The 22,288-nt window shown below is 64.3% G+C and carries 23 protein-coding genes and 1 pseudogene; 18 read left to right on the forward strand and 6 right to left on the reverse strand.

The annotated features are described in order from the left end of the window. Positions 1-323 precede the first annotated feature (323 nt). From ACX5I4_RS07600 to ACX5I4_RS07635, 8 genes and pseudogenes are all read left to right on the forward strand, one after another. A complete protein-coding gene (locus ACX5I4_RS07600; protein WP_461836142.1) occupies positions 324-683 on the forward strand; it encodes a LysM peptidoglycan-binding domain-containing protein in 360 nt (119 codons plus the stop codon). An 89-nt stretch (positions 684-772) separates the two neighbouring features. Then, a complete protein-coding gene (locus tag ACX5I4_RS07605; protein ID WP_461836143.1) occupies positions 773-1,891 on the forward strand; it encodes a histidinol-phosphate transaminase in 1,119 nt (372 codons plus the stop codon). Between the two features lie 43 nt (positions 1,892-1,934). Beyond that, complete coding sequence (gene hisB / locus ACX5I4_RS07610) at positions 1,935-2,561, forward strand: imidazoleglycerol-phosphate dehydratase HisB (RefSeq protein ID WP_461836144.1); 627 nt, start codon at positions 1,935-1,937, stop codon at positions 2,559-2,561. Beyond that, on the forward strand, positions 2,558-3,313 hold the full coding sequence (gene hisH / locus ACX5I4_RS07615; protein WP_461836145.1) for an imidazole glycerol phosphate synthase subunit HisH: 756 nt from the start codon (positions 2,558-2,560) through the stop codon (positions 3,311-3,313). Before hisB ends, hisH begins: the two co-directional genes overlap by 4 nt. Position 3,314: 1 nt before the next feature. Further along, positions 3,315-3,473: a hypothetical protein gene (locus tag ACX5I4_RS07620; protein WP_172465499.1), complete on the forward strand. Its 159-nt coding sequence runs from the start codon at positions 3,315-3,317 to the stop codon at positions 3,471-3,473. 61 nt (positions 3,474-3,534) lie between these two features. Beyond that, a complete protein-coding gene (gene priA / locus ACX5I4_RS07625; RefSeq protein ID WP_059387797.1) occupies positions 3,535-4,281 on the forward strand; it encodes a bifunctional 1-(5-phosphoribosyl)-5-((5-phosphoribosylamino)methylideneamino)imidazole-4-carboxamide isomerase/phosphoribosylanthranilate isomerase PriA in 747 nt (248 codons plus the stop codon). Further along, on the forward strand, positions 4,281-5,183 hold the full coding sequence (locus ACX5I4_RS07630) for an SseB family protein (protein WP_461836146.1): 903 nt from the start codon (positions 4,281-4,283) through the stop codon (positions 5,181-5,183). Before priA ends, ACX5I4_RS07630 begins: the two co-directional genes overlap by 1 nt. A gap of 80 nt (positions 5,184-5,263) precedes the next feature. Further along, positions 5,264-6,573 (forward strand): annotated as a pseudogene (locus ACX5I4_RS07635) (MFS transporter). An 87-nt stretch (positions 6,574-6,660) separates the two neighbouring features. On the opposite strand, the gene ACX5I4_RS07640 reads toward ACX5I4_RS07635, so the two are convergent. Next, positions 6,661-7,047: a DUF1844 domain-containing protein gene (locus ACX5I4_RS07640; RefSeq protein WP_461836147.1), complete on the reverse strand. Its 387-nt coding sequence runs from the start codon at positions 7,045-7,047 to the stop codon at positions 6,661-6,663. 380 nt (positions 7,048-7,427) lie between these two features. Here ACX5I4_RS07640 and infC point away from each other — a divergent pair, with 380 nt between their 5' ends. The 5 genes from infC (at position 7,428) to ACX5I4_RS07665 (ending at position 11,508) form a co-directional block, all read left to right on the forward strand. Next, a complete protein-coding gene (gene infC / locus ACX5I4_RS07645) occupies positions 7,428-8,456 on the forward strand; it encodes a translation initiation factor IF-3 (protein WP_461836148.1) in 1,029 nt (342 codons plus the stop codon). Positions 8,457-8,573: 117 nt separating this feature from the next. Further along, positions 8,574-8,768: a 50S ribosomal protein L35 gene (gene rpmI, locus ACX5I4_RS07650; RefSeq protein ID WP_059387794.1), complete on the forward strand. Its 195-nt coding sequence runs from the start codon at positions 8,574-8,576 to the stop codon at positions 8,766-8,768. Between the two features lie 117 nt (positions 8,769-8,885). Then, positions 8,886-9,566 carry a 50S ribosomal protein L20, sunset domain variant gene (gene rplT, locus ACX5I4_RS07655; RefSeq protein WP_461836149.1) on the forward strand — a complete coding sequence of 227 codons (681 nt, stop codon included), beginning with the start codon at positions 8,886-8,888 and terminating at the stop codon, positions 9,564-9,566. 25 nt (positions 9,567-9,591) lie between these two features. Next, on the forward strand, positions 9,592-10,488 hold the full coding sequence (locus tag ACX5I4_RS07660) for a TrmH family RNA methyltransferase (RefSeq protein ID WP_461836150.1): 897 nt from the start codon (positions 9,592-9,594) through the stop codon (positions 10,486-10,488). Positions 10,489-10,590: 102 nt separating this feature from the next. Next, entirely contained in the window at positions 10,591-11,508 is a 918-nt protein-coding gene (locus ACX5I4_RS07665) for a cation diffusion facilitator family transporter (RefSeq protein WP_461836151.1), read from the forward strand. 37 nt (positions 11,509-11,545) lie between these two features. Here ACX5I4_RS07665 and ACX5I4_RS07670 read toward each other — a convergent pair whose 3' ends face one another. Further along, positions 11,546-12,754 carry an MFS transporter gene (locus ACX5I4_RS07670; protein WP_461836152.1) on the reverse strand — a complete coding sequence of 403 codons (1,209 nt, stop codon included), beginning with the start codon at positions 12,752-12,754 and terminating at the stop codon, positions 11,546-11,548. A 148-nt stretch (positions 12,755-12,902) separates the two neighbouring features. On the opposite strand from ACX5I4_RS07670, the gene ACX5I4_RS07675 reads away from it, so the two are divergent. Beyond that, positions 12,903-13,343 carry a (deoxy)nucleoside triphosphate pyrophosphohydrolase gene (locus tag ACX5I4_RS07675; RefSeq protein ID WP_461836153.1) on the forward strand — a complete coding sequence of 147 codons (441 nt, stop codon included), beginning with the start codon at positions 12,903-12,905 and terminating at the stop codon, positions 13,341-13,343. Here the strand turns inward: ACX5I4_RS07675 and ACX5I4_RS07680 are convergent. Next, positions 13,340-14,419: an Rv2578c family radical SAM protein gene (locus ACX5I4_RS07680; protein WP_461836154.1), complete on the reverse strand. Its 1,080-nt coding sequence runs from the start codon at positions 14,417-14,419 to the stop codon at positions 13,340-13,342. The genes ACX5I4_RS07675 and ACX5I4_RS07680 overlap by 4 nt on opposite strands. Positions 14,420-14,517: 98 nt before the next feature. Here ACX5I4_RS07680 and pcp point away from each other — a divergent pair, with 98 nt between their 5' ends. After that, the gene (gene pcp / locus ACX5I4_RS07685) at positions 14,518-15,168 is read left to right on the forward strand and encodes a pyroglutamyl-peptidase I (protein WP_461836155.1); all 651 of its coding nucleotides are present in this window, start codon (positions 14,518-14,520) and stop codon (positions 15,166-15,168) included. 118 nt (positions 15,169-15,286) lie between these two features. On the opposite strand, the gene ACX5I4_RS07690 is transcribed toward pcp, so the two are convergent. Both ACX5I4_RS07690 and ACX5I4_RS07695 read right to left on the reverse strand, forming a co-directional pair. Next, the gene (locus ACX5I4_RS07690; RefSeq protein WP_461836156.1) at positions 15,287-15,937 is read right to left on the reverse strand and encodes an SIMPL domain-containing protein; all 651 of its coding nucleotides are present in this window, start codon (positions 15,935-15,937) and stop codon (positions 15,287-15,289) included. Continuing rightward, the gene (locus ACX5I4_RS07695) at positions 15,934-16,380 is read right to left on the reverse strand and encodes an eCIS core domain-containing protein (protein ID WP_461836157.1); all 447 of its coding nucleotides are present in this window, start codon (positions 16,378-16,380) and stop codon (positions 15,934-15,936) included. The genes ACX5I4_RS07690 and ACX5I4_RS07695 overlap by 4 nt, the downstream gene beginning before the upstream one ends. A gap of 183 nt (positions 16,381-16,563) precedes the next feature. Between ACX5I4_RS07695 and pheS the strand changes: the two genes are divergently transcribed. From pheS to ACX5I4_RS07710, 3 genes are all read left to right on the forward strand, one after another. Further along, positions 16,564-17,625: a phenylalanine--tRNA ligase subunit alpha gene (pheS, locus tag ACX5I4_RS07700; RefSeq protein WP_461836158.1), complete on the forward strand. Its 1,062-nt coding sequence runs from the start codon at positions 16,564-16,566 to the stop codon at positions 17,623-17,625. A 2-nt stretch (positions 17,626-17,627) separates the two neighbouring features. Beyond that, the gene (gene pheT, locus ACX5I4_RS07705; RefSeq protein ID WP_461836159.1) at positions 17,628-20,177 is read left to right on the forward strand and encodes a phenylalanine--tRNA ligase subunit beta; all 2,550 of its coding nucleotides are present in this window, start codon (positions 17,628-17,630) and stop codon (positions 20,175-20,177) included. Between the two features lie 92 nt (positions 20,178-20,269). Further along, positions 20,270-20,869 (forward strand): 4'-phosphopantetheinyl transferase family protein, encoded by a 600-nt coding sequence (locus ACX5I4_RS07710; RefSeq protein ID WP_461836160.1) that lies wholly within the window; start codon positions 20,270-20,272, stop codon positions 20,867-20,869. 13 nt (positions 20,870-20,882) lie between these two features. Here ACX5I4_RS07710 and ACX5I4_RS07715 read toward each other — a convergent pair whose 3' ends face one another. After that, a complete protein-coding gene (locus ACX5I4_RS07715) occupies positions 20,883-22,262 on the reverse strand; it encodes a M1 family metallopeptidase (protein WP_461836161.1) in 1,380 nt (459 codons plus the stop codon). Between the last annotated feature and the right edge of the window lie 26 nt (positions 22,263-22,288).

Consider the following 22,288-nt stretch of genomic DNA (forward strand, 5'->3'; position numbering starts at 1 on the left):
GCCGGGACTGTTGGCCTGAAATGTCAGACCCTCCTGTTGCACTGATTCAGTGCTTGTTTCTTCACTCAAACGTAGGGCAGGCGCAGGCGTTTATCAAACATTTGTTCTAGCGAGTCTCGACACCGTTCGTTGATAAGTGCTAAAAATGTCGTAGCAAGGTTCGAATATGTGTTCTATAAACGTGTTGCAGGTTCGGGGAGTCCGTTCGATTTGTTCGAATACATCAACTAACAACCTGCCTGCAAACACTGACTGAAGGCAAGAATTGGCAGCCGCACTCCAGAGGTTCCGGAACGCGGCATTTGTTCAGAAGGGCTCGGCTCATGTCCGCAATCACCACCATCCATGCCACAGGCCGCAGTGCGGCACCGGCTCGGCTCCGGTTGACCCGCCGGGGCCGCGTGGTCTTTTTCGGTGTTCCCGCAATGCTCTTGGTTGCAGCGCTGCTCAGCCTGGCGGGGTTCCTGAATTCGCCCGCCAAGGCTGCAGATTCGGCGGCCCAGTTGCAACCCACCTCCACCATCAGCGTCACGGTCCAAACCGGCCAGTCTCTCTGGGGGATTGCCGGGGTGGCTGCACCTTCCCGGGATCCGCGCGACGTGGTTGCCGAGATCATCCAGTTGAACAACCTCCAGGACGGCCGCATCGTGCCGGGTCAACAGTTGTTCGTTCCGGCTGTTTGACCGCAGTTCCGCGGTTTGACAACAATCTTGGGCGGACGCTTGGGCGTCACAGTTTCAGGGCATCAGCCACGGCACCTTAAACTGTCATGGTGAGTGACCAGCTTGAGCGACTTGACCGACTTCCCCTCCGGACCAACCTCCGAGGCCTGAGCCCCTACGGCGCGCCGCAGCTTGATGTTCCGATTTTGCTCAACGTCAACGAAAACACCCATGGCGTACCCGCTGATGTCCAGGCGGCCATCACCGAGGCTGTGGCGGCGGCCGCCACCGGACTGAACCGTTACCCGGACCGCGAGTTCACCGAATTGCGTGAGGCCCTCGCCGAGTACCTGGGCCACGGAATGGCGGCAGAGAACATCTGGGCGGCGAATGGCTCCAACGAGGTTCTGCAGCAGATCCTCCAGGCCTTCGGCGGCCCGGGACGCACTGCACTTGGCTTTCCGCCCACGTACTCCATGTACCCCCTGCTCGCCAGTGGGACGGACACCGCATACATCGCCGGGGTCCGGGCAGAGGACTATGGCCTTGACGCCGCCTCGGCCGCCGCGCAGGTTCGTGAGCTCCAGCCGAACGTCGTGTTCCTGTGTTCTCCGAACAACCCCACGGGCACGGGACTTGGCCTTGACGTGGTCGAGGCCGTGTACGAAGCCGGAGAAGCAAGCCAGGCGATGGTGATCGTGGACGAGGCCTACCACGAGTTCGCCCACGACAACACTCCGAGTGCGTTGACGCTGCTCCCCGGCCGTGAGCGCCTCATCGTTTCCCGCACCATGAGCAAAGCCTTCGCCCTCGCTGGTGCGCGCATCGGCTACATGGCGGCAGCCCCCGAGGTTGCCGATGCAATCCGTTTGGTTCGCCTCCCTTATCACCTCTCGGCCATCACCCAGGCAACCGCCCTGGCCGCACTGCGGCACCGCGAGGCCCTTATGGCCGACGTCGAAGACATCAAGATCCAGCGGGACCGTATTGTCAACGAACTGACCCGTATGGGGCTCAAGCCTGCCGCCTCGGATTCCAATTACGTGTTCTTCGGCGGACTCGCGAACCCGCACGCTTTGTGGCAAGGCCTGCTTGAGCGCGGAGTCCTCATCCGCGATGTCGGCATACCGGGCCACCTCCGGGTCACGGCCGGTACCGAGCCGGAGACCACGGCCTTCCTCGAGGCGCTCGAAGCCCTGCTGGACGGCCAAGTCTCCGCACCGGCCTAGACTTGAACCAGTCCCACCACTCCTTCCTCCTAAGGACATCTCAATGAGCGAAAACGGCGCCAGCACGGCGGCCGCCCGGACAGCACGCATGGAACGCACCACCAGTGAGTCCTCCGTCCTGGTCGAAATCAATCTCGACGGCACGGGGGTCTCGGACATCAGCACCGCGGTGCCGTTCTACGACCACATGCTGACGGCGCTCTGCAAGCATTCGCTCATCGACATGACCGTCAAGGCCACTGGAGACACCCACATCGATGTCCACCACACTGTGGAGGACGTTGCCATCACCTTCGGCGAGGTGCTGCGTACCGCTCTGGGCAACAAGGCAGGCATCCGTCGTTTTGGTGAGGCAACCGTTCCCTTGGACGAAGCCTTGGCCCATGCCGTCGTCGACGTTTCCGGACGGCCTTACTTGGTCCACGGCGGAGAGCCAGCTGGCCAGGAATACCACCTGATCGGTGGGCACTTCACCGGTTCGCTGACGCGGCACGTCTTCGAGGCGATCACCCTGCACGCCGGCATCTGCCTCCACATGAACGTTCTGGCCGGCCGGGACCCGCACCACATCGTGGAGGCCCAGTTCAAGGCCTTCGCACGTGCGCTCCGTTCGGCCGTCGAGTCCGATCCCCGGGTCGAAGGCATTCCGTCCACCAAGGGCGCCTTGTGAGCGGGCACATCCTGAAGGATGGCGCTGTCGTGGACCCGAAGGCTGCAAGCCGCATTGTCTCCCCTGAGGGAAAGCCGACGGTAACGGTCCTGGACTACGGTTCGGGAAATGTCCGCTCTGCCGTTCGCGCTCTTGAGCGTGCTGGCGCGGATGTCACGCTGAGCGCCAAGCCTGAAGACGTCCTGAACGCGGACGGCCTGTTGGTACCGGGCGTCGGTGCTTTCGAGACGGTCATGCGCGAGCTCAAGGCGGTGGACGCCATCCGGATGATCGGTCGTCGCGTTGCCGGCGGCCGGCCCGTGCTGGGGATCTGCGTTGGGCTCCAGGTCCTGTTCGAAGCGGGCGTGGAGCATGGAACGGAGGCCGAAGGAATGGGCGAGTGGCCCGGCAAGGTGGAGCTCCTCCCTGCACCGGTTGTCCCGCACATGGGCTGGAACACCGTAGACGTGCCGGAAGGCTCAAAGCTGTTCGCCGGCGTCGAGCACGAACGTTTCTACTTCGTGCACTCCTATGGCGTGCAGAAGTGGGAATTCGACGTCGTCCAGCCCCGCATGGCACCGCCGAAGGTGACCTGGTCCGAACACGGCGCCCCGTTCATCGCCGCCGTGGAGAACGGTCCTCTGTGCGCCACCCAATTCCACCCGGAGAAGTCCGGCGACGCCGGAGCCCGCCTCCTGCGCAACTGGGTTGAGAGCCTGCGTCCGCAAGCAAGAACCCAGCCGCAGGCGGCCGAGGCCGAAGGCGCTGCCTGATATGTGGTCTGTTATCTTCATGGGCGCGGCCGGGCTGCTGGTTGGCGGCGGAATCTCCTTCCACCAGCAGAAACGCCCCGCCTGGGTCTCCATTTCGTTTTACGTACTCGCCGGCCTGGCACTGCTGGCGGCCTACCTCTTCACCCTGCCTGCCAAATGACTGCGCCTGCCAAATAACTTGCCGGGCAACTAGCGCCCGCCCCACGACACCGAGGACCTCAATGACCACCGCCTCCGAACTGCCTGTTCTGGAACTCCTGCCCGCCGTCGACATCGTGGACGGCCAGGCCGTCCGACTCCTCCAAGGAGAGGCCGGCTCGGAGACCAGCTACGGCACCCCGCTGGAAGCAGCGCTGAACTGGCAGAATGCCGGCGCCGAGTGGGTGCATATGGTGGACCTCGACGCTGCCTTTGGCCGCGGCAACAACGCCGGCCTCATCAGCGAGGTGGTCTCGCAGCTCAACGTCAAGGTGGAACTCTCGGGAGGACTGCGCGACGACGAGTCGCTTGAGCGTGCGCTTGAGCTAGGCGTCGCCCGCGTGAACCTCGGTACTGCCGCCTTGGAGAACCCTGAATGGACTCGCCGGGCCATCGACCGCTTCGGCGACAAGATCGCCGTCGGGCTCGACGTCCGTGGCACGACGCTCGCGGGCCGCGGCTGGACCAAGGAAGGCGGGGACCTCTGGGAGGTGCTGGCCCGTCTTGAGGACGCCGGCTGCGCCCGCTACGTGGTAACTGACGTCACGAAGGATGGAACGCTGCAGGGCCCCAACGTCGAACTCCTGCGCCAGATGGTGGAAAAGACGGGCAAACCGGTGGTCGCGTCCGGCGGTATCTCGAGCTTGGAAGACCTGCGTGTGCTGCGGGAGCTCGTGCCGCTCGGCGTTGAAGGAGCGATCGTGGGCAAGGCGCTGTACGCCGGTGCGTTCACGCTCCCGGAAGCCCTGGACGTCGCCGGCCGCCGCTGATGTCCCAGGATCCACAGTCCCCAGCAGCTGGCCAAGCTTCTGCCCCGGCTTCCCGGCAATTGCCCGGGCACATCGCGGCGGCCCTCGCCGGTGCCGGCGGAGCAGGCGACTCTGCCGGCCAGCCCTGGGCGGGCCGGAACCTGGGCGGTGATGCCGCCAAGATCCACAATTTCGAGGACGACGACGGAACGGCCGACGCCGGGTACCTCGCCGCTGTCTCGGCCCTCCTCGCCGGCACGGGAAGCGAAGCCGGGGTGGTGGCTTCCTTGGCCACAGCCAGGGTTTTTGTCCCGGTTGTTGCCCAGCTCGCTGAGGAAGCGGCAGGAGTGGACGGCCTCCATGCCGACAAACAGGCCGACATGGCTCTCGTCACACTGAAGGCGCCGGATGGCCGCACGGCCATGCCCGTCTTCACTTCGGCCGCCGCCCTGGAAGCCTGGCACCCGCAGGCCCGTCCGGTGGCCGTCTATGCGGCGCGGGCAGCACTGTCTGCCGTCTCGGAAGGAGCTCAGCTGCTCGTCCTGGATCCCGGCTCGGATGTCACGTTCGTGGTGCGCCGGCCCGCCATGTGGGCATTGGCACAGCAGCGGGACTGGACGCCGTCGTACCTTGATGATGAACTGGAGTTTGCTCTCAATTCCTTGGCGGGGATGTACCCGGCCGTTCGGCGCCTCGAGATCCGGCCAGGATCAGGTATGGCTTCGCGGACAGCTGACGGATCGGCCATGGCCGGCGGGGGACCGGGGCCCGAATTGCGCGTGGTGCTGTACCTCGAAGACGGCCTGGATGCTGCCGCGGTGCAGGATCTGGTCTCCGGGCTGAACGGGCGTTGGGCGCAGAACGAATTGTTCGCCGAGCGGGTTGACTCGATCGAAGTCAGCTTGCAGCGGGCGGCACAGTAGCCGAAGGCACAGGGGGAACGTCCTTGTCCTGCCGTCGGCAGAACAGGGGATGTAGCTAGTGAATTTCTCTCTACCGGGAGATGCTGTCCATCACGTCCGTGCGGCGTCTCTTGCTGGTGGGCATGATTGCCCGCATACCGCACTCGGCGGCGGGCGTTCTACTCACCCTGCACATCGTGTTGACGCTGGGCAAGGGATACGCCGCAGCCGGCGCTGCCGCCGCTGTATTCACTATCGGCATCGCGGTGGGCGCTCCGTGGCGGGGACGCCGCGTGGACACTGTGGGCCTGCGCAAGGCGCTCATTCCTTCGGTGGTCTCGGAGCTGGTCATTTGGTCCGTCGTGCCGCACGTGAGCTACGAATGGATCCTGCCGCTCGTTTTTGTCGGCGGCCTGCTGACGCTACCGATCTTCAGTGTCATCCGGCAGTCGCTCGGTGTCCTGGTGGATGGTGAGCAACGCCGTTCCGCGTACGCCCTGGACTCGATTGCCACCGAAGTGGTCTTCATGGTCGGCCCCGCGGTGGGCGCCGTGGTGGCCACCAGCGGGTTCACCGTCCTGGGCCTCACCGTCGTCGGCGTCTGCACTTCGGCCGCCGGGCTCTTCCTCCTGTGGTTCAACCCGCCCACCCGCAGCGATGATGTCCTGGATGCCGGCCAAGCGGCGGACCGGGACGCCGATGAGCTCCATGCAGCCGAAGCTGCGGTTGTGGCGTCGGCTCCGGCCCATCTCCAGGAAGCTGCCTCAGAGATGGCACAGGTAGTTTCCCAGCCTTCCGGGTTGCGGGAAAAATGGCCAGGAACTTCACGTGGTTCACCGCGGCAGTGGCTGCGGTGTTCGCCGTTGCCGCAGGATCCGGCATGGTCCTGAGCGGTACCGACGTCGGAATCGTGGCGGTATTGCAACGCGGCGGGCATGAGAGCGAGATCGGAATTGTTTTCTTCTTCTGGTGCGCCTCATCGGTAGTCGGCGGACTCATTTACGGAGCGATGCACCGGCCCGTCTCGCCGATCCTGCTCCTGCTGGGCATGGCGGCCCTGACCATTCCGATGGGTTTCGCCGGGGATACGTGGACTCTTGCCTTGCTGTCCCTTCTGCCCGGGCTGCTCTGCGCGCCGGTGCTGTCCGCGGCCTCCGAAAAGGTGGCTGACATCGTCGACGAGGACCGGCGCGGCGAGGCAATGGGTTGGTACGGATCGGCCCTGACAGCCGGCGTGGCCTTCGGTTCGCCCGTCGCCGGGCTCTTTATCGACGGGGTGGGGCCCTGGGCCGGATTCGTGGCCATCGGAACGGCTGGAGTGGTGCTGTGCCTTGCCGGACTGGTTCTACAGCAACGCCGACGCCGGAACATGACCAACGCCCAGGCCAGCGCAGGGGATCCAGCTAACTGAGCTTGTTTACCTAAGCTGCCGGGATACGACGACGGCGGGCCGGCCGGAAGGCCAGCCCGCCGTCGCGGTCCAACAGGTGAGTCCGGCTCAGTTGACCGGGCCGGTGAACTTTTCGCCGGGGCCCTTGCCTGGTTCGTCCGGGATCAGGGAAGCTTCGCGGAACGCGAGCTGGAGGGAGCGCAGGCCATCGCGCAAGGGGCCTGCATGTTGTGAACCGATTTCCGGTGCTGCGGCCGTGACCAGTCCTGCCAGGGCGGTGATCAGTTTGCGGGCTTCGTCCAGGTCCTTGAGCTCCTCTGCATCGGGGTCGTCGGCCAAGCCCACCTTGACAGCCGCTGCGCTCATGAGGTGAACGGCGCCGGTGGTGATGACCTCAACCGCCGGAACTTCCGAAATGTCGCGGATCTGCTGGCCTACTCCGGCGTCAGCGCCGGTGGGCTCGTGGTCGAGGGAATTGCTGTCTGAAGTGCTCATGCTGGTAAGCTTGTCACAGACCGACTGGAAGTCGCCATTTTTCCATGGCTCACGCAGTACTCGGCCACCCATCGTTAATGTGCGGTTGGTGGACGATTTCTGTAGAATTGGTTTTCAGTTTGCAAGCGGAGTTCTCTCCCACCCGCGTCAGCCGTTTCCCTTCGGGGATGTAAGTTGTCGGGTACCTGGTCGGACACCGTTCAAGGTAAGCCTTGGATGGTGCGAACGCCTCCATCGAGGGGCTGCATCCGATCTTTCGAGGCCTTCGATTGCGCCAGCAATTGGGGGCCTTCTCTATTTGCCGGTGGAATACTCATCACAACAACAGGAGCTTTGACATTAGCGAGCCAAGAATCAATGAGCGTATCCGCGTCCCCGAGGTGCGTTTGGTCGGCCCTGCCGGCGAACAGGTTGGAATCGTCCGTATCGAGGACGCCCTGCGTCTTGCTGCCGAGGCTGATCTGGATCTCGTTGAAGTTGCACCGCAGGCCAAGCCTCCGGTGTGCAAGCTGATGGACTTCGGCAAGTACAAGTACGAAGCCGCTGTTAAAGCCCGTGAGGCCCGCAAGAACCAGACCAACACGGTTCTGAAGGAAATCCGCTTCCGCCTGAAGATCGATACCCACGACTACGAGACCAAGCGCGGCCACGCGCTTCGGTTCCTGGGCGCCGGTGACAAGGTGAAGGCCATGATCCAGTTCCGTGGACGTGAGCAGCAGCGCCCCGAAATGGGCATTCGCCTGTTGCAGCGCTTCGCCGAGGACGTTGCCGAAGTTGGCGTGATCGAGTCCAGCCCGCGCATCGATGGCCGCAACATGGTCATGGTGATCGGCCCGCTGAAGAACAAGGCTGAGGCCAAGGCCGAGGCCCGCCGAGCGGCGCAGCGCGCAGAAGCCAAAGCCCAGAATGAAGCCAAGGCTGCTGGCCGGATCGACGTTTCGGGCGAGGATGCTCCCTTGACGCAGTCCCTCGCGGACCTGCTTCCGGCGGAACTCTTGACCCAGGTGGCGGAAACCCAGGCAGAGGAAACGGCGGCAGAGGAAACCGCGCCGGAATCCGTTGAGGCCGAGGTTGCCGAAGCTGAAGAGGTAGCTCCTGTTGTTGAGGAAGCGGCTGAAGTTGAAGAGACGCCGGTTGTTGAAGCAGCTCCCGTAGTCGAAGCAGCTCCGGTTGTTGAAGCAGCTCCCGTAGTCGAAGCAGCCCCGGTTGTTGAAGCAGCTCCGGTTCCCGCACCGGCGCCGGCAAAGGCTCCTGAGCAGGCGGCTTCGAAGCCGGTTGTACCGGCCGCCCCCAAGCCTGCCGCTACACCGGTGCCGAAGCCGATGGCTAAGCCTGCCATTCCGAAGCCTGCAGCTCGACCGGCAGCCCCCAAGGCTGCTCCCAAGCCTGCGGCACGCAAGACCAACTAGTCACGCCGCAGGAGGCATCCCCTCCGCCCGGCACGAAAGCAGCGGTCACCCCTTATGGGGTGGCTGCACGAAAGAACTGCAGACCCAGTCTGCGGACACGTAAGGAGATCGGTTCCCATGCCGAAGATGAAGACCCACAGCGGTGCTAAGAAGCGCTTCAAGCTGACCGGTACCGGCAAGCTGAAGCGTCAGCAGGCCAACCGCCGCCACTACCTGGAGCACAAGTCCTCCACCCTGACCCGTCGCCTTGCCGGTGACAAGATCGTCTTCAAGGGCGATGCCAAGGTCATCAAGAAGATGCTCGGCGTCTAAGTTCCAAGTTTTCTGGTTGCCGCCATCCGGTAGCAGCCGACTACACCAAAGCCTTCTCAGGCCGGCCGGGTTTCCGGCAGTAGCAGCTTGGGATAAGAATTTTGAAGGAGTACGCACGTGGCACGTGTGAAGCGGGCGGTAAACGCCCACAAGAAGCGTCGGGTTGTCCTTGAACGGGCCAAGGGTTACCGCGGTCAGCGGTCTCGCCTGTACCGCAAGGCAAAAGAGCAGCTGCTGCACTCGTTTGTGTACAGCTACGGCGACCGCCGCAAGAAGAAGGGTGACTTCCGTCGCCTCTGGATCCAGCGCATCAACGCTGCATCCCGCGCCAACGGCCTGACCTACAACCGCCTCATCCAGGGCCTGAAGGCCGCTGAGGTCGAGGTTGACCGCCGCATGCTGGCAGAGCTGGCCGTCTCTGACGCCAACGCTTTCGCCGCACTGGTCAAGGTCGCGAAGGACTCCCTGCCTGCCGACACCTCCGCTCCGGCCGCCAAGGCCGAGGCTGCTCCGAAGGCTGCCGCCAAGGCTGCTCCGGCTGCCAAGACCGCTGCCGCTGTGAAGGCCGCCGTTTCCGAGAAGCCGGCCATCGAAGGCGCTGTTGTTGCCGTTGAAGGCGAAGCTGCACCGGAAGGCCACGCCATCAAGGGCAACGCCGAGTCCAACAAGTACCACGTTCCGGGTTCCACCTGGTACGACGTCACTGTCGCCGAATACTGGTTCTCCACGGTTGAGGCTGCAAAGGCTGCAGGCTTCGAGCCTGCCGGCGGCGAAGCCCGCCAGCAGATCAAGAACTAGTCGCAATAGCCACTAAAGTTCTTATATGAACGAAACCGGGCGCCCGCAAGAACTTCCGATGTCCAACCCCCGAGCTGATCGGGTCAGGGATGTCGCAAAGCTTGCCGGGCGCCCGGCCCGTTTAAAGCGGGGCAGGTTCCTCGCAGAGGGCCCCCAAGCGGTTCGGGAGGCGCTGGTCCTGCATCGGGAGCGGACGACGGCGGGGGAGTCCGGCGTCGTGCACGAAGTTTACGCAAGCGAAAGCTGCCTGGACCGGCTCCCTGAACTGGCTGAGCTCGCCAATGGCGTTGCCTTGCGCCTGGCCAATGACGATGTCCTGGCCGCTATGGCGGACACCGTCAATCCACAGGGCATTGTGGCCGTCTGCAGTTTTGTCGACGTCAGCCTTGAATCAGTGCTCGACGCCGGGCCGCGGCTCCTCGCCGTCATGTGCCAGGTGCGGGACCCCGGCAACGCGGGAACAGTGCTGAGGGCGGCCGATGCTGCCGGAGCGGATGCCGTGGTCCTGACGGCCTCCAGCGTGGATATTTACAATCCCAAGGCTGTGCGGTCCACCGCGGGCTCCCTCTTCCATTTGCCGGTCGTCCTCGGTGCGGACGTCGAGGAGCTTGTGGCCCTCTGCAAGGAGCGTGGCATCGGGATCCTGGCAGCGGACGGTTACGGCACCCTCAATCTGGACAAGCTCCAGGATGAGAATGCGGCACGCCGCCTGGGTGTGTCGGCAGCCCCTTCCGACTACGCACTCGAAGCCCCGACGGCTTGGCTGTTCGGTAACGAAGCGCAAGGACTTTCAGACTCCGAGCTGGCCCTTGCCGATCATCGTGTGGCAGTGCCCGTCTATGGCTCGGCTGAAAGCCTGAACCTCGGCACGGCCGCAACTGTCTGCCTCTACGCCAGCGCACGCTCCCAACAAAGTTCCTGACAGCGTCGCTACAGGTACGGTATTCCTTGCAGGAAGGCGACGCCGCGGTCCGTTCCTGCGAATCACTCACATCCCCTGAACCGAAGAAGAAGTGGAGCTTTCGTGGCTGCAAATGGCGGTACCAAGGCGATCGTGGCGGCACTGGCTGCCAACCTGGCGATCGCCGTGCTCAAATTCGTCGCATTCATCCTGACCATGTCATCGTCAATGTTGGCCGAAGCGATCCACTCCGTGGCCGACTCCGGCAACCAGTTGCTCCTGCTGCTCGGCGGGAAGCGGGCACAAAGGGCGGCGAGTCCCGAACACCCGTTCGGCTACGGCCGTGAACGCTACATTTATGCCTTCATCGTTTCGATCGTGCTGTTCAGTGTTGGCGGCCTTTTCGCGCTCTACGAATCCTGGGAGAAGTTCCAGCACCCGCACGCCATTGAAGGCGATTTCTGGTGGGTGCCGCTGGCCGTGCTGCTCGGTGCGATTGTGGCAGAGTCGTTCTCTTTCCGCACCGCCATCCACGAGTCCAATCCCCTGCGTGGCAACCAGAGCTGGATCAAGTTCATCCGCAATGCCAAGCAACCTGAGTTGCCGGTGATCCTCCTGGAGGATTTCGGAGCCCTCTTGGGCCTCGTCTTTGCGCTGTTCGGAGTCGGCCTGACCCTCATCACCGGCAATGGCGTGTGGGACGCCGCGGGAACGGGAATGATCGGCCTGCTTCTTGTGGCAATCGCCGTGGTGCTCGCGGTGGAAACCAAGTCCCTGCTGCTCGGCGAATCCGCCACCAAAGAGGACAACGCGCGCATCACCGAAGCCATTGAGTCCGATGGCACCCGCATCATCCACCTCAAGACCATGCACTTGGGTCCGGAAGAGTTGCTGGTTGCGGCGAAGATCAGTGTGGGCGTTGCGGATACCGGTCAGGCCATCGCCAAGGCGATTGACGACGCCGAACTGAGGATACGCACTGCGGTGCCGATCGCCCGGGTCATCTACCTAGAGCCCGACGTCGAGCGGGTCCAGGTCTAAGCAGCGCCACCGCAGCAGCAGAGTTGCGAAGACAGCACTATGCAGCCAGCGGCTTCTTGCGCTCCAACCAGCCACTGACGCCCGCGACGCCGAGGCCCAGGATTGCCAGGACAGCGCCAACCAGGGCCGGGGCCACGTAGCCCCAACCCCATGCGATGACCACGCCGCCGAGGAACGCGCCAAGGGCGTTCGCGATGTTGAGTGCGGAATGGTTGAGCGAAGAAGCCAGCGACGGTGCGTCCGGCGAAGCGTCGAGCAGCCGGGTCTGCAACGGTGGAATGAGCATGGAGCCGATGCCGCCCACGACGAACACCATGATGAATGCCGACCACGCCCAGTGGGCGGCGATGGCGTAGACCACCAAGGCCAGTGCGATGGCCGGAAGGACCCGGTAGATGGTTCCCATGACGGACTTGTCGGCGATCCGGCCGCCCAGGATATTTCCTGCCACCATACCGAGTCCGTAGAGGGCTACCACCAGGGGTATCAGCGACTGCGGGATGCCGGCCACGGATGTCATGGTGTGGGCGATGTACGTATAGGTGGCGAAGAAACCGCCAAAACCGATAATTCCGATCAGCAGTGCCAGCCACACTTGGATGCGTTTGAGGGCGCCAAGTTCCCGGCGAATGCTCGCTTCGGGGTGCGCAGGCTCAAAGGGCACGAACTTCCACAGCAGCACACTGGTGGCCAGGCCGATGATACCGACCACCACGAAGAGCAAGCGCCAGCCGAAGGTCTGACCAAGCCACGTAGCAGCGGGAACGCCGATGACGTTCGCGATGGTGAGCCCGCCCATGACCATCGAAATCGCCCAGCCACGCTTGGTAGGCGCAACCAGGCTCGCCGCGATGACCGCGGCGATCCCGAAGAAGGCTCCATGGGGCAGTCCCGAGGCAAACCTCGTGATCACCATGGTTCCGTAGTCAGGAGCAATAAAGGACGTCAGGTTCGCTATGGACAGGAACAGCATGAGTCCTAAGGCAAGTTGCTTGCGGGGGAGCCGGGCGCCAAGTGCCGCGAAGATCGGTGCACCCACCACTACACCCAAGGCGTAGGCGGAAATCAGGTTCCCGGCCTCGGGAGTGCTGATGTTGAGCCCCTGCTCGATCTCCTTGAGCAAGCCCATCATGGTGAATTCCGTGGTCCCGATGGCGAATCCACCCATGGCGAGGGCAAAGATGGCCAACGCCACGTGGCGGCTTCCGGCCTTTTTGGAGGTCTTGATGACAGCGGTGGTGGTCATTGTCCTGTTTCTTGGGGGGGTGAGCGGGAGGCCGCACGAACGGGATTAATCCGACTTTCAAGCTTAGTGCGAGACTCTGGCGAATGCCCCTGCATGTGACAACTTCCACAGGCAGGACCCGTGGCCTGATGGCCAATAGACTGTTGCGGTGACTGGACTGATAAGCGTGGCGGGCGCCGCCGTCGTCGATTCCCTTGAAAACCCGAGCCGGTTGCTGGTCGCCCGGCGCAGCGCCCCGCCGCAATTCGCCGGAATGTGGGAGTTCCCGGGCGGCAAGCTCGAGGCCGGAGAGTCCTTCGAGGACGCGCTGCACCGGGAATTGATCGAAGAACTCGGGATCACAGTCCGGCTCGGGGCCGAAGTGGTGGCGGACGACCATGCCGGGTGGCCCTTGAACGAGCGGGCCGTCATGAGGGTTTGGTTCGCTGAACTGCTCGACGGCGAACCGCGTCCGCTCCAGGACCACGACGAACTTCGCTGGGTCTCCCTCGGTAGCGGCGACGAGGCGTTCGCGTTGCCCTGGATTCCCGCTGACCTGCCGATTGTCCGAGCCCTGCTGGAACGGGTGGACTCAGGATTGCCCGGCTAAAAAAGCGTCGACTGGCCAGCCGGTGGAAGGGGAATTGATTCCTCTTTGCTGGCAGCGGCGTTCCGGTGGCTGAAACCGTTGCTCCCTGAAAAGCCGTGCCGGGCCTTGAAGTAATTGAGGCGGCCGCTCAGCCAGGTCCTGTATTCCTTCGAGGCATACGAGCCCTGGCCATAGAGACGCCGGTACTTACCGACGAGGCCGGCGTGGTTGGCTGCCAGCCACTGCATGAACCATTCGCGGGTGCCCGGCTTCAGGTACAACGCCCCTGCCGTCACTCCGGTGGCACCGGCCTCGGACAAGGCGGTGAAGAGCGACTCCAAGGCGTCATCGCTGTCGGTTAGCCAAGGCAGGATGGGCATGGCCATGACTCCGCAGGGCAGGCCTGCCTCGCGCAGCCTGCGGATGAGTTTGAGCCTGGCGCGGGGTGCCGGGGTCCCCGGTTCGACAGCCGAGGCGAGGGTTTCGTCCGTCATGGCCAAGGAGATGCCCAAATCCACGGGTACCTGGCTGGAAGCGTGCTTAAGCAGGGGGATGTCGCGGCCCAGGAGGGTTCCCTTGGTGAGGATGGAGAACGGCGTACCGGAATCTGCCAAGGCCCGGATGATTCCAGGCATCAATTGGTAACGGCCCTCAGCCCGCTGATATGGATCCGTGTTGGTGCCGAGGGCCACATGATGGTGGCCCCAAGACGGCTTGGAGAGTTCCTTGCGCAAGACCTCGGCCGCGTTGATCTTCACGATCACCTGCGAATCGAAATCGTGGCCGGCGTCGAACTCCAGATAGGTGTGGCTCTTGCGGGCGAAGCAGTAAACGCAGGCATGGCTGCATCCGCGGTAGGGGTTGACGGTCCATTCGAAGGGCATCTGGGATCCGGACGCCACCTTGTTGAGCACCGATTTGGCGGTGACCTCATGAAAGGTGACTCCGGAGAATTCGGGGGTTGAGACGGAACGCACAAGCCCGGCGAGCGGCAGCAGGGCGTCCGGAGCTGGGGCGGCTCCGGACAGGACGCTGTTGCTGTTGTCTCCGGGTGCCGGACCACGTTGTGGTGAAAGTGCCTGTGCGTCCCATCTCATGGGCTCCATTCGAATATATGTTCGAACTATTGTCAAGGCCTGCTGAAAGATCGAAACCGGAAGCTGAAGGCTGGGGTGGCGGTTGCTAGGCTGGGGGCATGATTCTCCTGACGGGATTCGAGCCTTTCGGCGGCGACTCCAGCAATCCATCGTGGACCGCCGTCCTCGTGGCCCAGGAAATTTTGCGCGCCGAAGGACGCGAGGTTGAGGCGCTCGAGCTACCCTGCGTTTTCGGCCAATCCGCTGCCGTTCTGTGGGAGGCCATGGGGCGGCTGCGCCCCGAGCTGGTCATCTGCGTGGGGCTTGCCGGTGGCCGGGACCGGCTCTCCTTGGAGAGGGTGGCCATCAACTGCGATGACGCCAGAATTCCGGACAACGCGGGAAACCAACCCATCGACGAGCCTGTCATTCCGGCCGGTCCGGCGGCGTACTTCAGTACCCTGCCCGTGAAGTCCGCGCTCCGGGCGTTGCAGATCGCGGGAATCCGCGCGGAAGTGTCGCAGACAGCCGGGACGTATGTATGCAATCACGTGTTCTATGCCCTGATGCACGAACTCTCGGATGCGGCTGACGCGGCACCTGCCCGGGGCGGCTTCGTCCACGTTCCCTACGACGAATCACAACTGCCTCGGGGGAGTGCCGCACCGGCCATGGCTGCGCGGGACACGGGCCGCGGGATCGCCGTCGTCGTGCGTACCGCTCTCGAGACTCCAGTGGACGCGAAGCTGTCCGCGGGAACTGTTCATTAGGCTGGCGCTGCCCACTAGGCTGGCGCTGCCCATTAGGCTGGCGCTGCCCACTAGGCTGGCGCTGCCCACTAGGCTGGCGCTGCCCATTAGGCTGGCGCCGCTCACTAGGAGAGCCGGATCAACCGGCGTCGAACTCCGGAGACTCCAGCTCCCACTGCACCACCACGCTCGCCGAAACTGCCAAAGATCCTGCTTCGATGGCCACGCCTTCGGCGGCGACGGCGCGCTTCATGTCTCCCATCATCGGCACGGGCGATCCATGCTCCGGCCGCTGATCGATAGACAAGACCTGGCCCAGCCGGGCGCCGGCGAGTGCCGCAAACCGGGCGGCCTTCGCCTCGGCCTCCCGCCACGCGGCCTCCTGCGCCCGCGCTGCAACGGCCGAAGAATCCGTGAATCCTTGTTCGATCCCATTGATGCGCAGGCTGTCGCCACCTGCGGCCACCGCCGCGGATATGGCGACGGGGGCTGCAGACGGCGGGCTGACCCGGGCAACCAAGGTGGTTGATGCAAGGTATCCCGTGACCTTCTGCCCCTGGTTTTCGGCCCAGACCAGCTCCGCCCGCAGATTGAGGCCGCTGGTTCGCAGGTCGCGCTCAACCACCCCGTGCCCGCGCAGCGCGTCCGTCACCGCTGAGGCAACCTCTCCGGCGTCGTCGTATGCCGCTCCGGCGGCATCACGCCTGACCTCGACGGCGAGCGTAAGCGTGAGAAGGTCGGGAACGGCTTCCGCTGTTCCCTCGCCGGTGACAGTAATGGCGCGGGTCATTGTTGTGCCTCGTTTCGCTGTTGGGTTTGGCGGACTGGAATCCGTTTGTCCGGGTAACCACCGGCAACCAATCCGGCCTGCCTTTCGAAGAAGTTGCCTGTGCCGGGGTTGCCGGTCCGAAGCAGGGACCAAAGTGCGCAGAGGAGGTACAGCGGAAGGAAGGGCAGTCCCAGGCAATAGGCGTACTGCGTGCTATGCCGCTCTTCGTGGCCGAGGAGGACGGCATCTGTTCCTGCGCTCGCCGCTCCCGCGCGGAAAAGCACCACATTTCCCACGGTGAACGCCGCTGCCTTGGGCAGGGTCCAGCGATAGCCGCTGGCGATGATGAGCCCCCTCGGTCCGCGAGTGCGCGGCGCGTTGGCGGCACGGGCAATCATGACGCCCAGAAGGGTGGAGAGGTTCAGGGCGTTGGTGATCTGACGAAGCCGCTCACCGGGTGTCATGAGGCCATGCTAGTCCCGGGCGCCGATGAACGATGAGACAGCGTCACGGGTTAAATCCCGGCCGAAGCCTTCAACTAGACTGGGGGTTAGTGTCCGCCGGACCCGTCTGGCGAGCATTGCTCCCGCCTTTGCCATGGCCCCGCCTGGTGAAGACCATTTCCGACTCGTAGCTAAGAACAGTAGATGACTGACACTTTGCCGGGCGCTGCCATCCCGAACCCTCTGGATGAAGCTGCCATCACCGCTGCCGTTGAGGAAGCAGTCGCCGCGATTGCCGCTGCATCCTCCCTCGAAGAACTCAAAGCCGTCCGCTTGGCGCACACCGGCGAGAAGTCGCCCTTGAGCCTTGCCAACCGTGAAATCGGTGGCCTGGCCAAGGAGCAGAAGGCCGCTGCCGGCAAGCTCATGGGGTCCTCACGAGGCCGCGTCAACCAGGCGCTGGCAGCACGGACCGCCGTGCTCGAAGCCGAAAACGACGCCCGTATCCTCGTAGAGGAAACCGTGGACGTCACGGCAGCGCCGCGGCGACGCCGCGCCGGTGCCCGCCACCCTCTGTCCACCCTGCAGGACCGCGTGGCAGACATCTTCGTCGGCATGGGGTGGGAAATCGCCGAGGGCCCGGAGGTCGAATCCGAGTGGTTCAACTTCGACGCGCTCAACTTCAAGCCGGACCACCCGGCCCGCGAAATGCAGGACACCTTCTTCGTGGAACCTCCCGAGGCGCACCTGCTCATGCGTACGCACACCTCCCCGGTACAGGTCCGTTCGATGCTGGAGCGCGAAGTGCCCATCTACGTGTTGTGCCCGGGCAAGGTATTCCGCACCGATGAACTCGATGCCACGCACACGCCCGTGTTCCACCAGTTCGAAGGCCTGGCCATCGACAAGAAGCTGAGCATGGCAGACCTCCGTGGCACGTTGGAGCACTTCGCACGGCAAATGTTCGGCGATGAGGCCCAGATTCGACTGCGGCCCAACTACTTCCCGTTCACCGAACCGTCTGCGGAACTGGACATTTGGCACCCCGGTGCCAAGGGCGGTCCCCGCTGGATCGAATGGGGCGGTTGCGGCATGGTCAATCCCAACGTCCTGCGCGCTGCCGGCATCGACCCGGACGAGTATTCAGGTTTTGCTTTCGGCATGGGCATCGAGCGCACGCTCATGTTCCGCAACGAGGTCGGCGACATGCGCGACATGATCGAAGGCGATGTACGTTTCAGCGAGCACTTCGGGATGGAGATCTAACAGTGCGTATCCCACTTTCCTGGCTGCGTGAATTCGCGCAGGTTCCGGCCGACGCAACGGCCGAAGACGTCATGGCGGAGCTCGTCAAGGTCGGTTTTGAAGAGGAAGCCGTCCACCGCCCCACGGACGGACTCAAGGGTCCCATCGTGGTGGGCCAGGTCCTGAGCCTGGTCAAGGAACCGCAGAGCAACGGCAAGACCATTAACTGGTGCCAGGTGCGCGTGGTCCCCGAAGGGCAGGAGCAGACCCTGACCGGCAAGGGCATCGACCCCTCCGGCGTGCAGGGCATCATTTGCGGTGCCCACAACTTCGTCGAGGGCGACAAGGTAGTCGTGACCCTTCCGGGCGCCGTACTCCCGGGCGACTTCCACATTTCCGCACGCAAGACCTACGGGCACCTGTCCGCGGGCATGATCGCTTCGGTACGCGAACTCGGCATTGGCGAGGACCACGACGGCATCCTGGTGCTCTCCCGCATCGGCCTGGATCCCGAAATCGGCACCGACGCCATGACGTTGCTGGGTCTTTACGACGAAGCCGCGGAAATCAACGTCACTCCGGATCGCGGCTATGCGTTCTCGATCCGTGGCGTCGCCCGCGAATACGCCCACGCCACCGGAACCGGCTTCACGGACCCGGCCGCCAAGGTCAATGCCCCGGCGGCACTCTCCGGCGGCTACGGAGTCAAGCTCAACGACGACGCTCCCATCTATGGCAAGCCTGGTTGCGACCGCTTCGTAGCCCGCACGGTCCGCGGAGTAGACGCCGCCCGCCCCACCCCGCCGTGGATGGTGTCCCGGCTGCGCTTGGCCGGCATCCGCTCCATTTCGCTGCCGGTGGACATCTCCAACTACGTGATGCTCGAACTCGGCCAGCCGAACCACTGCTACGACCTCGACAAGCTCGCGGGCGACATCGTGGTCCGCCGCGCCGTGGCAGGGGAGAAGATCACCACCCTTGACGACAAGGTGCGTGCGCTCGACGTCGAAGACCTCCTGATCACCGACGACTCCGGGGCGATCGGCATCGCCGGCGTCATGGGCGGCGCCAACACCGAGGTCTCCGATTCGACCACCAACATCCTGGTCGAAGCTGCACACTTCGACGAGGTCTCGATCGCACGGTCCCGTCGCCGGCACAAGCTGCCGTCAGAGGCATCCAAGCGATTCGAGCGCGGCGTGGATTGGCAGGTTGCCAACATTGCCGCCCAACGCGTTGTTGACCTCCTCGTTGAACTGGCAGGAGGCACCGCTGACGAAGCCGGGACCGACGTCGGGACCGCCCCCGACGCCGTGAACATCGAGCTGCCGGCCGGTTACGCGGCCGCTCGGATCGGCATCGACTTCACCGAAGAACAGATCACTGGTTCCCTCGAGGACCTGGGCGCCATCGTTCAGAAGGACGAAGCGAGCGGCTCCTATTCGGTCACGGCCCCGAGCTGGCGCAATGACCTGGAAACCAAGGAAGACCTCTCCGAGGAAATCGCGAGGCTGGTTGGCTACGACAACATCCCGGCCACCTTGCCCGTGGCCCCTCCAGGCCGCGGTCTGACCCGGACCCAGCAGCAAAAGCGCCGCGTGGTCCAGGCCCTGGCAGATTCCGGCCTGACCGAGGTCCTGTCGTATCCGTTCGTCTCCAAGCCGGCCAATGACACCTTCGGCGTGGCCGCGGAAGGCGCGGCGCGCACTGCCCTCAAACTGGCCAATCCGATCAGCGAGGAACACGGCTACCTGCGTACGTCCGTGCTTCCCGGCCTGATCGAGGTTGCCCGCCGCAACCACTCCCGTGGATTCCGCGACCTCGCCCTCTTCGAGGCTGGCTCGGTGTTCCTTCCCGGCGGGCAACTGGGTACGGCGTCCATCCCTCCGTTGGGCGTCAAGCCTTCCGACGAGGTACTTGATGGACTGTACGACGGCGTCCCGGACCAGCCGCTGCACATCGCAGCTGTCTTGACCGGACATGATTCGCCTGCCGCCGCGGCCCATGCGCCGCGTGCCTGGGACTGGGCCGACGCCCTGGACGTCGCCCGGCTCATAGGCGACGTCCTGGGCGTGGAGCTCGTGGTCAGCCAAGGAAGCCACCAGGCGTTCCATCCGGGCCGTGCCGCCCAGTTGGCGCTCCGCTCCGGAGACATCGTGGGCTACGCCGGCGAACTGCACCCGAAGCTGCTCGCCGCCCATGATATGCCGGCCCGCTCCGTGGCTCTCGAGCTCAACGCGGACGCGCTCTTCGACGCCGCTCCGGACGTGATTGTTGCCAAGCACATTTCCGGTTTCCCGGTGGCCACGCAGGATGTCGCCCTTGTGGTGCCGCGGGACGTTCCGGCGGACGCCGTCTTGGCTGCCCTCCGGGAAGGCGCAGGCGAACTCCTCGAGGACGTCGCCTTGTTCGACGTCTACGCTGGCCAGGGCATCGAGGATGGCAAGAAGTCGCTCGCCTTCGGGTTGCGATTCCGCGCCACTGACCGTACCTTGACTGCGGACGAGGCATCGCAGGCCCGTGAGGCCGCCGTCGCCGTCGCCGCAGACCGATTCGGGGCAGTCCAGCGCTGACCCGCATCAACACCGGGATCGAGGGGCTGGATGTCCGCATCCAGCACCTCGATCGCGCGCGATCCGCCGTCATCGAGCAGATAGCGGCGGATTTGCTGTCTCAGGCCGAGATCCTTCGCGGGAACGCCATGGCCCCGGTCCTGCGCTCGGAGTTCCTGGCGTCCAGGGTGGCCCAGCAGAACTTTGCCGCCGCCCTCCTGGGCGTTCCGGCCTTGAAACTCCAGGCGGCCTATGAGTGCCCGGAATGCGGTGCCGGTCCGGAGATTGCGCATGGCCGGCCCGGATACCTGCTCGACGGCGGCCCCGCACCTCTGGTGCTCAGCGCCTCGCGGGCATCGGGCTGGGTGCTGTTTGCCGCCGTCGTACATCCGGGACCCGGGCTCCGGCTGGGAGCCGATCTGGAAAGCGCGGCAGGCACGGAGTTCGCCGGCTTCGACGGCGTCGCGCTGACCGCGCGCGAGCGTCGCCACGTCGACGCCCTGGACCCCAATCACCGTGCGCTGGAGCGGGCGCGACTATGGGCGCGCAAGGAAGCCTGGCTGAAGATGACAGGTGTTGGGCTCCGGGCAGAACCGAATTCCCTCGAGGTGCTGGAAACGCCGGGGCTATGGGACCTCGAGCTCCCGGCCAGCGCTGACGGGCGGGACCTGCCGGCCGGACTGGTTGCTGCCGTCGCGCTAACGTCCGGCTAGCTGAACCGTTGGATTAGCTGAAAGCGGGGAGCCTTGCCTGGTACAGCCAGGGCTCCAGCACGCTGGCGGCGTCGAGCCCCGGAACGTAGGCGTTGGCCGTGACGATGAATTCCGCCGTGGAGACCGAGCTGTGGCGCTTGCTCTCAGTCCAGTGCCGCAACAAATCGAAGAACGCCGTGTCGCCGCACGCAAGGCGAATGGCATGGAGAGCCAGCGCCCCGCGCTTGTAGACGCGGTCATCGAACATTCGGTCCGGACCGGGGTCGCCGATCACCAGATCCTGGGCGGCGGCGTCGAGCTTTCGCCACGCGGCCCTCGTTCGGTTGGCGAGGGACATGACGCCGGCCTCTTCGGACCAGATCCATTCGGCATAGCAGGCGAAACCCTCGTGCAGCCAGATATCCCTCCAACTACTCGCGGTGAGCGAGTTGCCGAACCATTGGTGGGAGAGCTCGTGGGCGATCAGGCGCTGCGCCTCCCACGATTGCTCCATATGGTTGCGGCCGAAGATGGAGAGCGTCTGTGCCTCAAGGGGGATTTCGAGTTCATCGTCGGTGACCACGGCGGTGTATTCCCCAAAGGGATACGGACCGAAGCACTCCACGAACGTGCGCATCATGTCGGTTTGCCGTGCCAGGCCTTCCCTGGCCTCGGACAACAAGCCGGGGGAGACGGCCACAAACTGGGGCACCGGAGTGTGCCGCAGGCCCTCGGCATGGTGGGCAGTTCCGGCCCCTTCCCTGTTGAAGGAGGGGCTCAGCTGGTGGAGCCGGTAGCGGCCGATCTGAACCGTGGCGAGATAGCTGGCCATCGGCTCGCTCTGTTCATATACCCAAGTCTCCCGGCTTGATTTCCGGCTGTGCGAGACGAGCCGTCCGTTGCAGATGGCGCGGTAGTTGCCGTCGGTGGTGATGCTGATCAGGTAGCTGGACTTGTGCCTCGGATGGTCGTTGCACGGGAACCAGGAAGCGGCTCCGTTCGGCTGGCCCGCAACCAGTACGCCGTCGTCGAGCTCCTCCCAGCCGACTTCGCCCCACAGTCCGCGGCGCGGCTTCGGATTGCCGTCGTAGCGGAGTTCGACAGTGAAGGTCTGGCCTGCCCGCAACCGGTCCTTGACGGCGATCACAAGATGCTCGCCGCGGGGGCTGAACTTCGGCACCTTCTTGCCGTCCACCAGGATCTTGGAAGCTTTCAAGCCCACCAGGTCCAGGACCACGGAGTCTGTGTCTTCGAGTGCCATGCAACGAAGCATCGCGCGGCCGTTGAGCCTATTGCTGCCCAGGCTGTAGTCCAGGTCCAACTCATACCGCAACACCTGGAATGCCGTGCTCCCGTGGTGCAAGGTATAGGGATCGACGGCAGTTCTGATTGTTCCTGGTTCGCTGCGGCTCATGTGCGCTGGCTGCCTCCGTGTAGCTT

Source organism: Arthrobacter sp. MMS24-S77 (assembly GCF_054888235.1).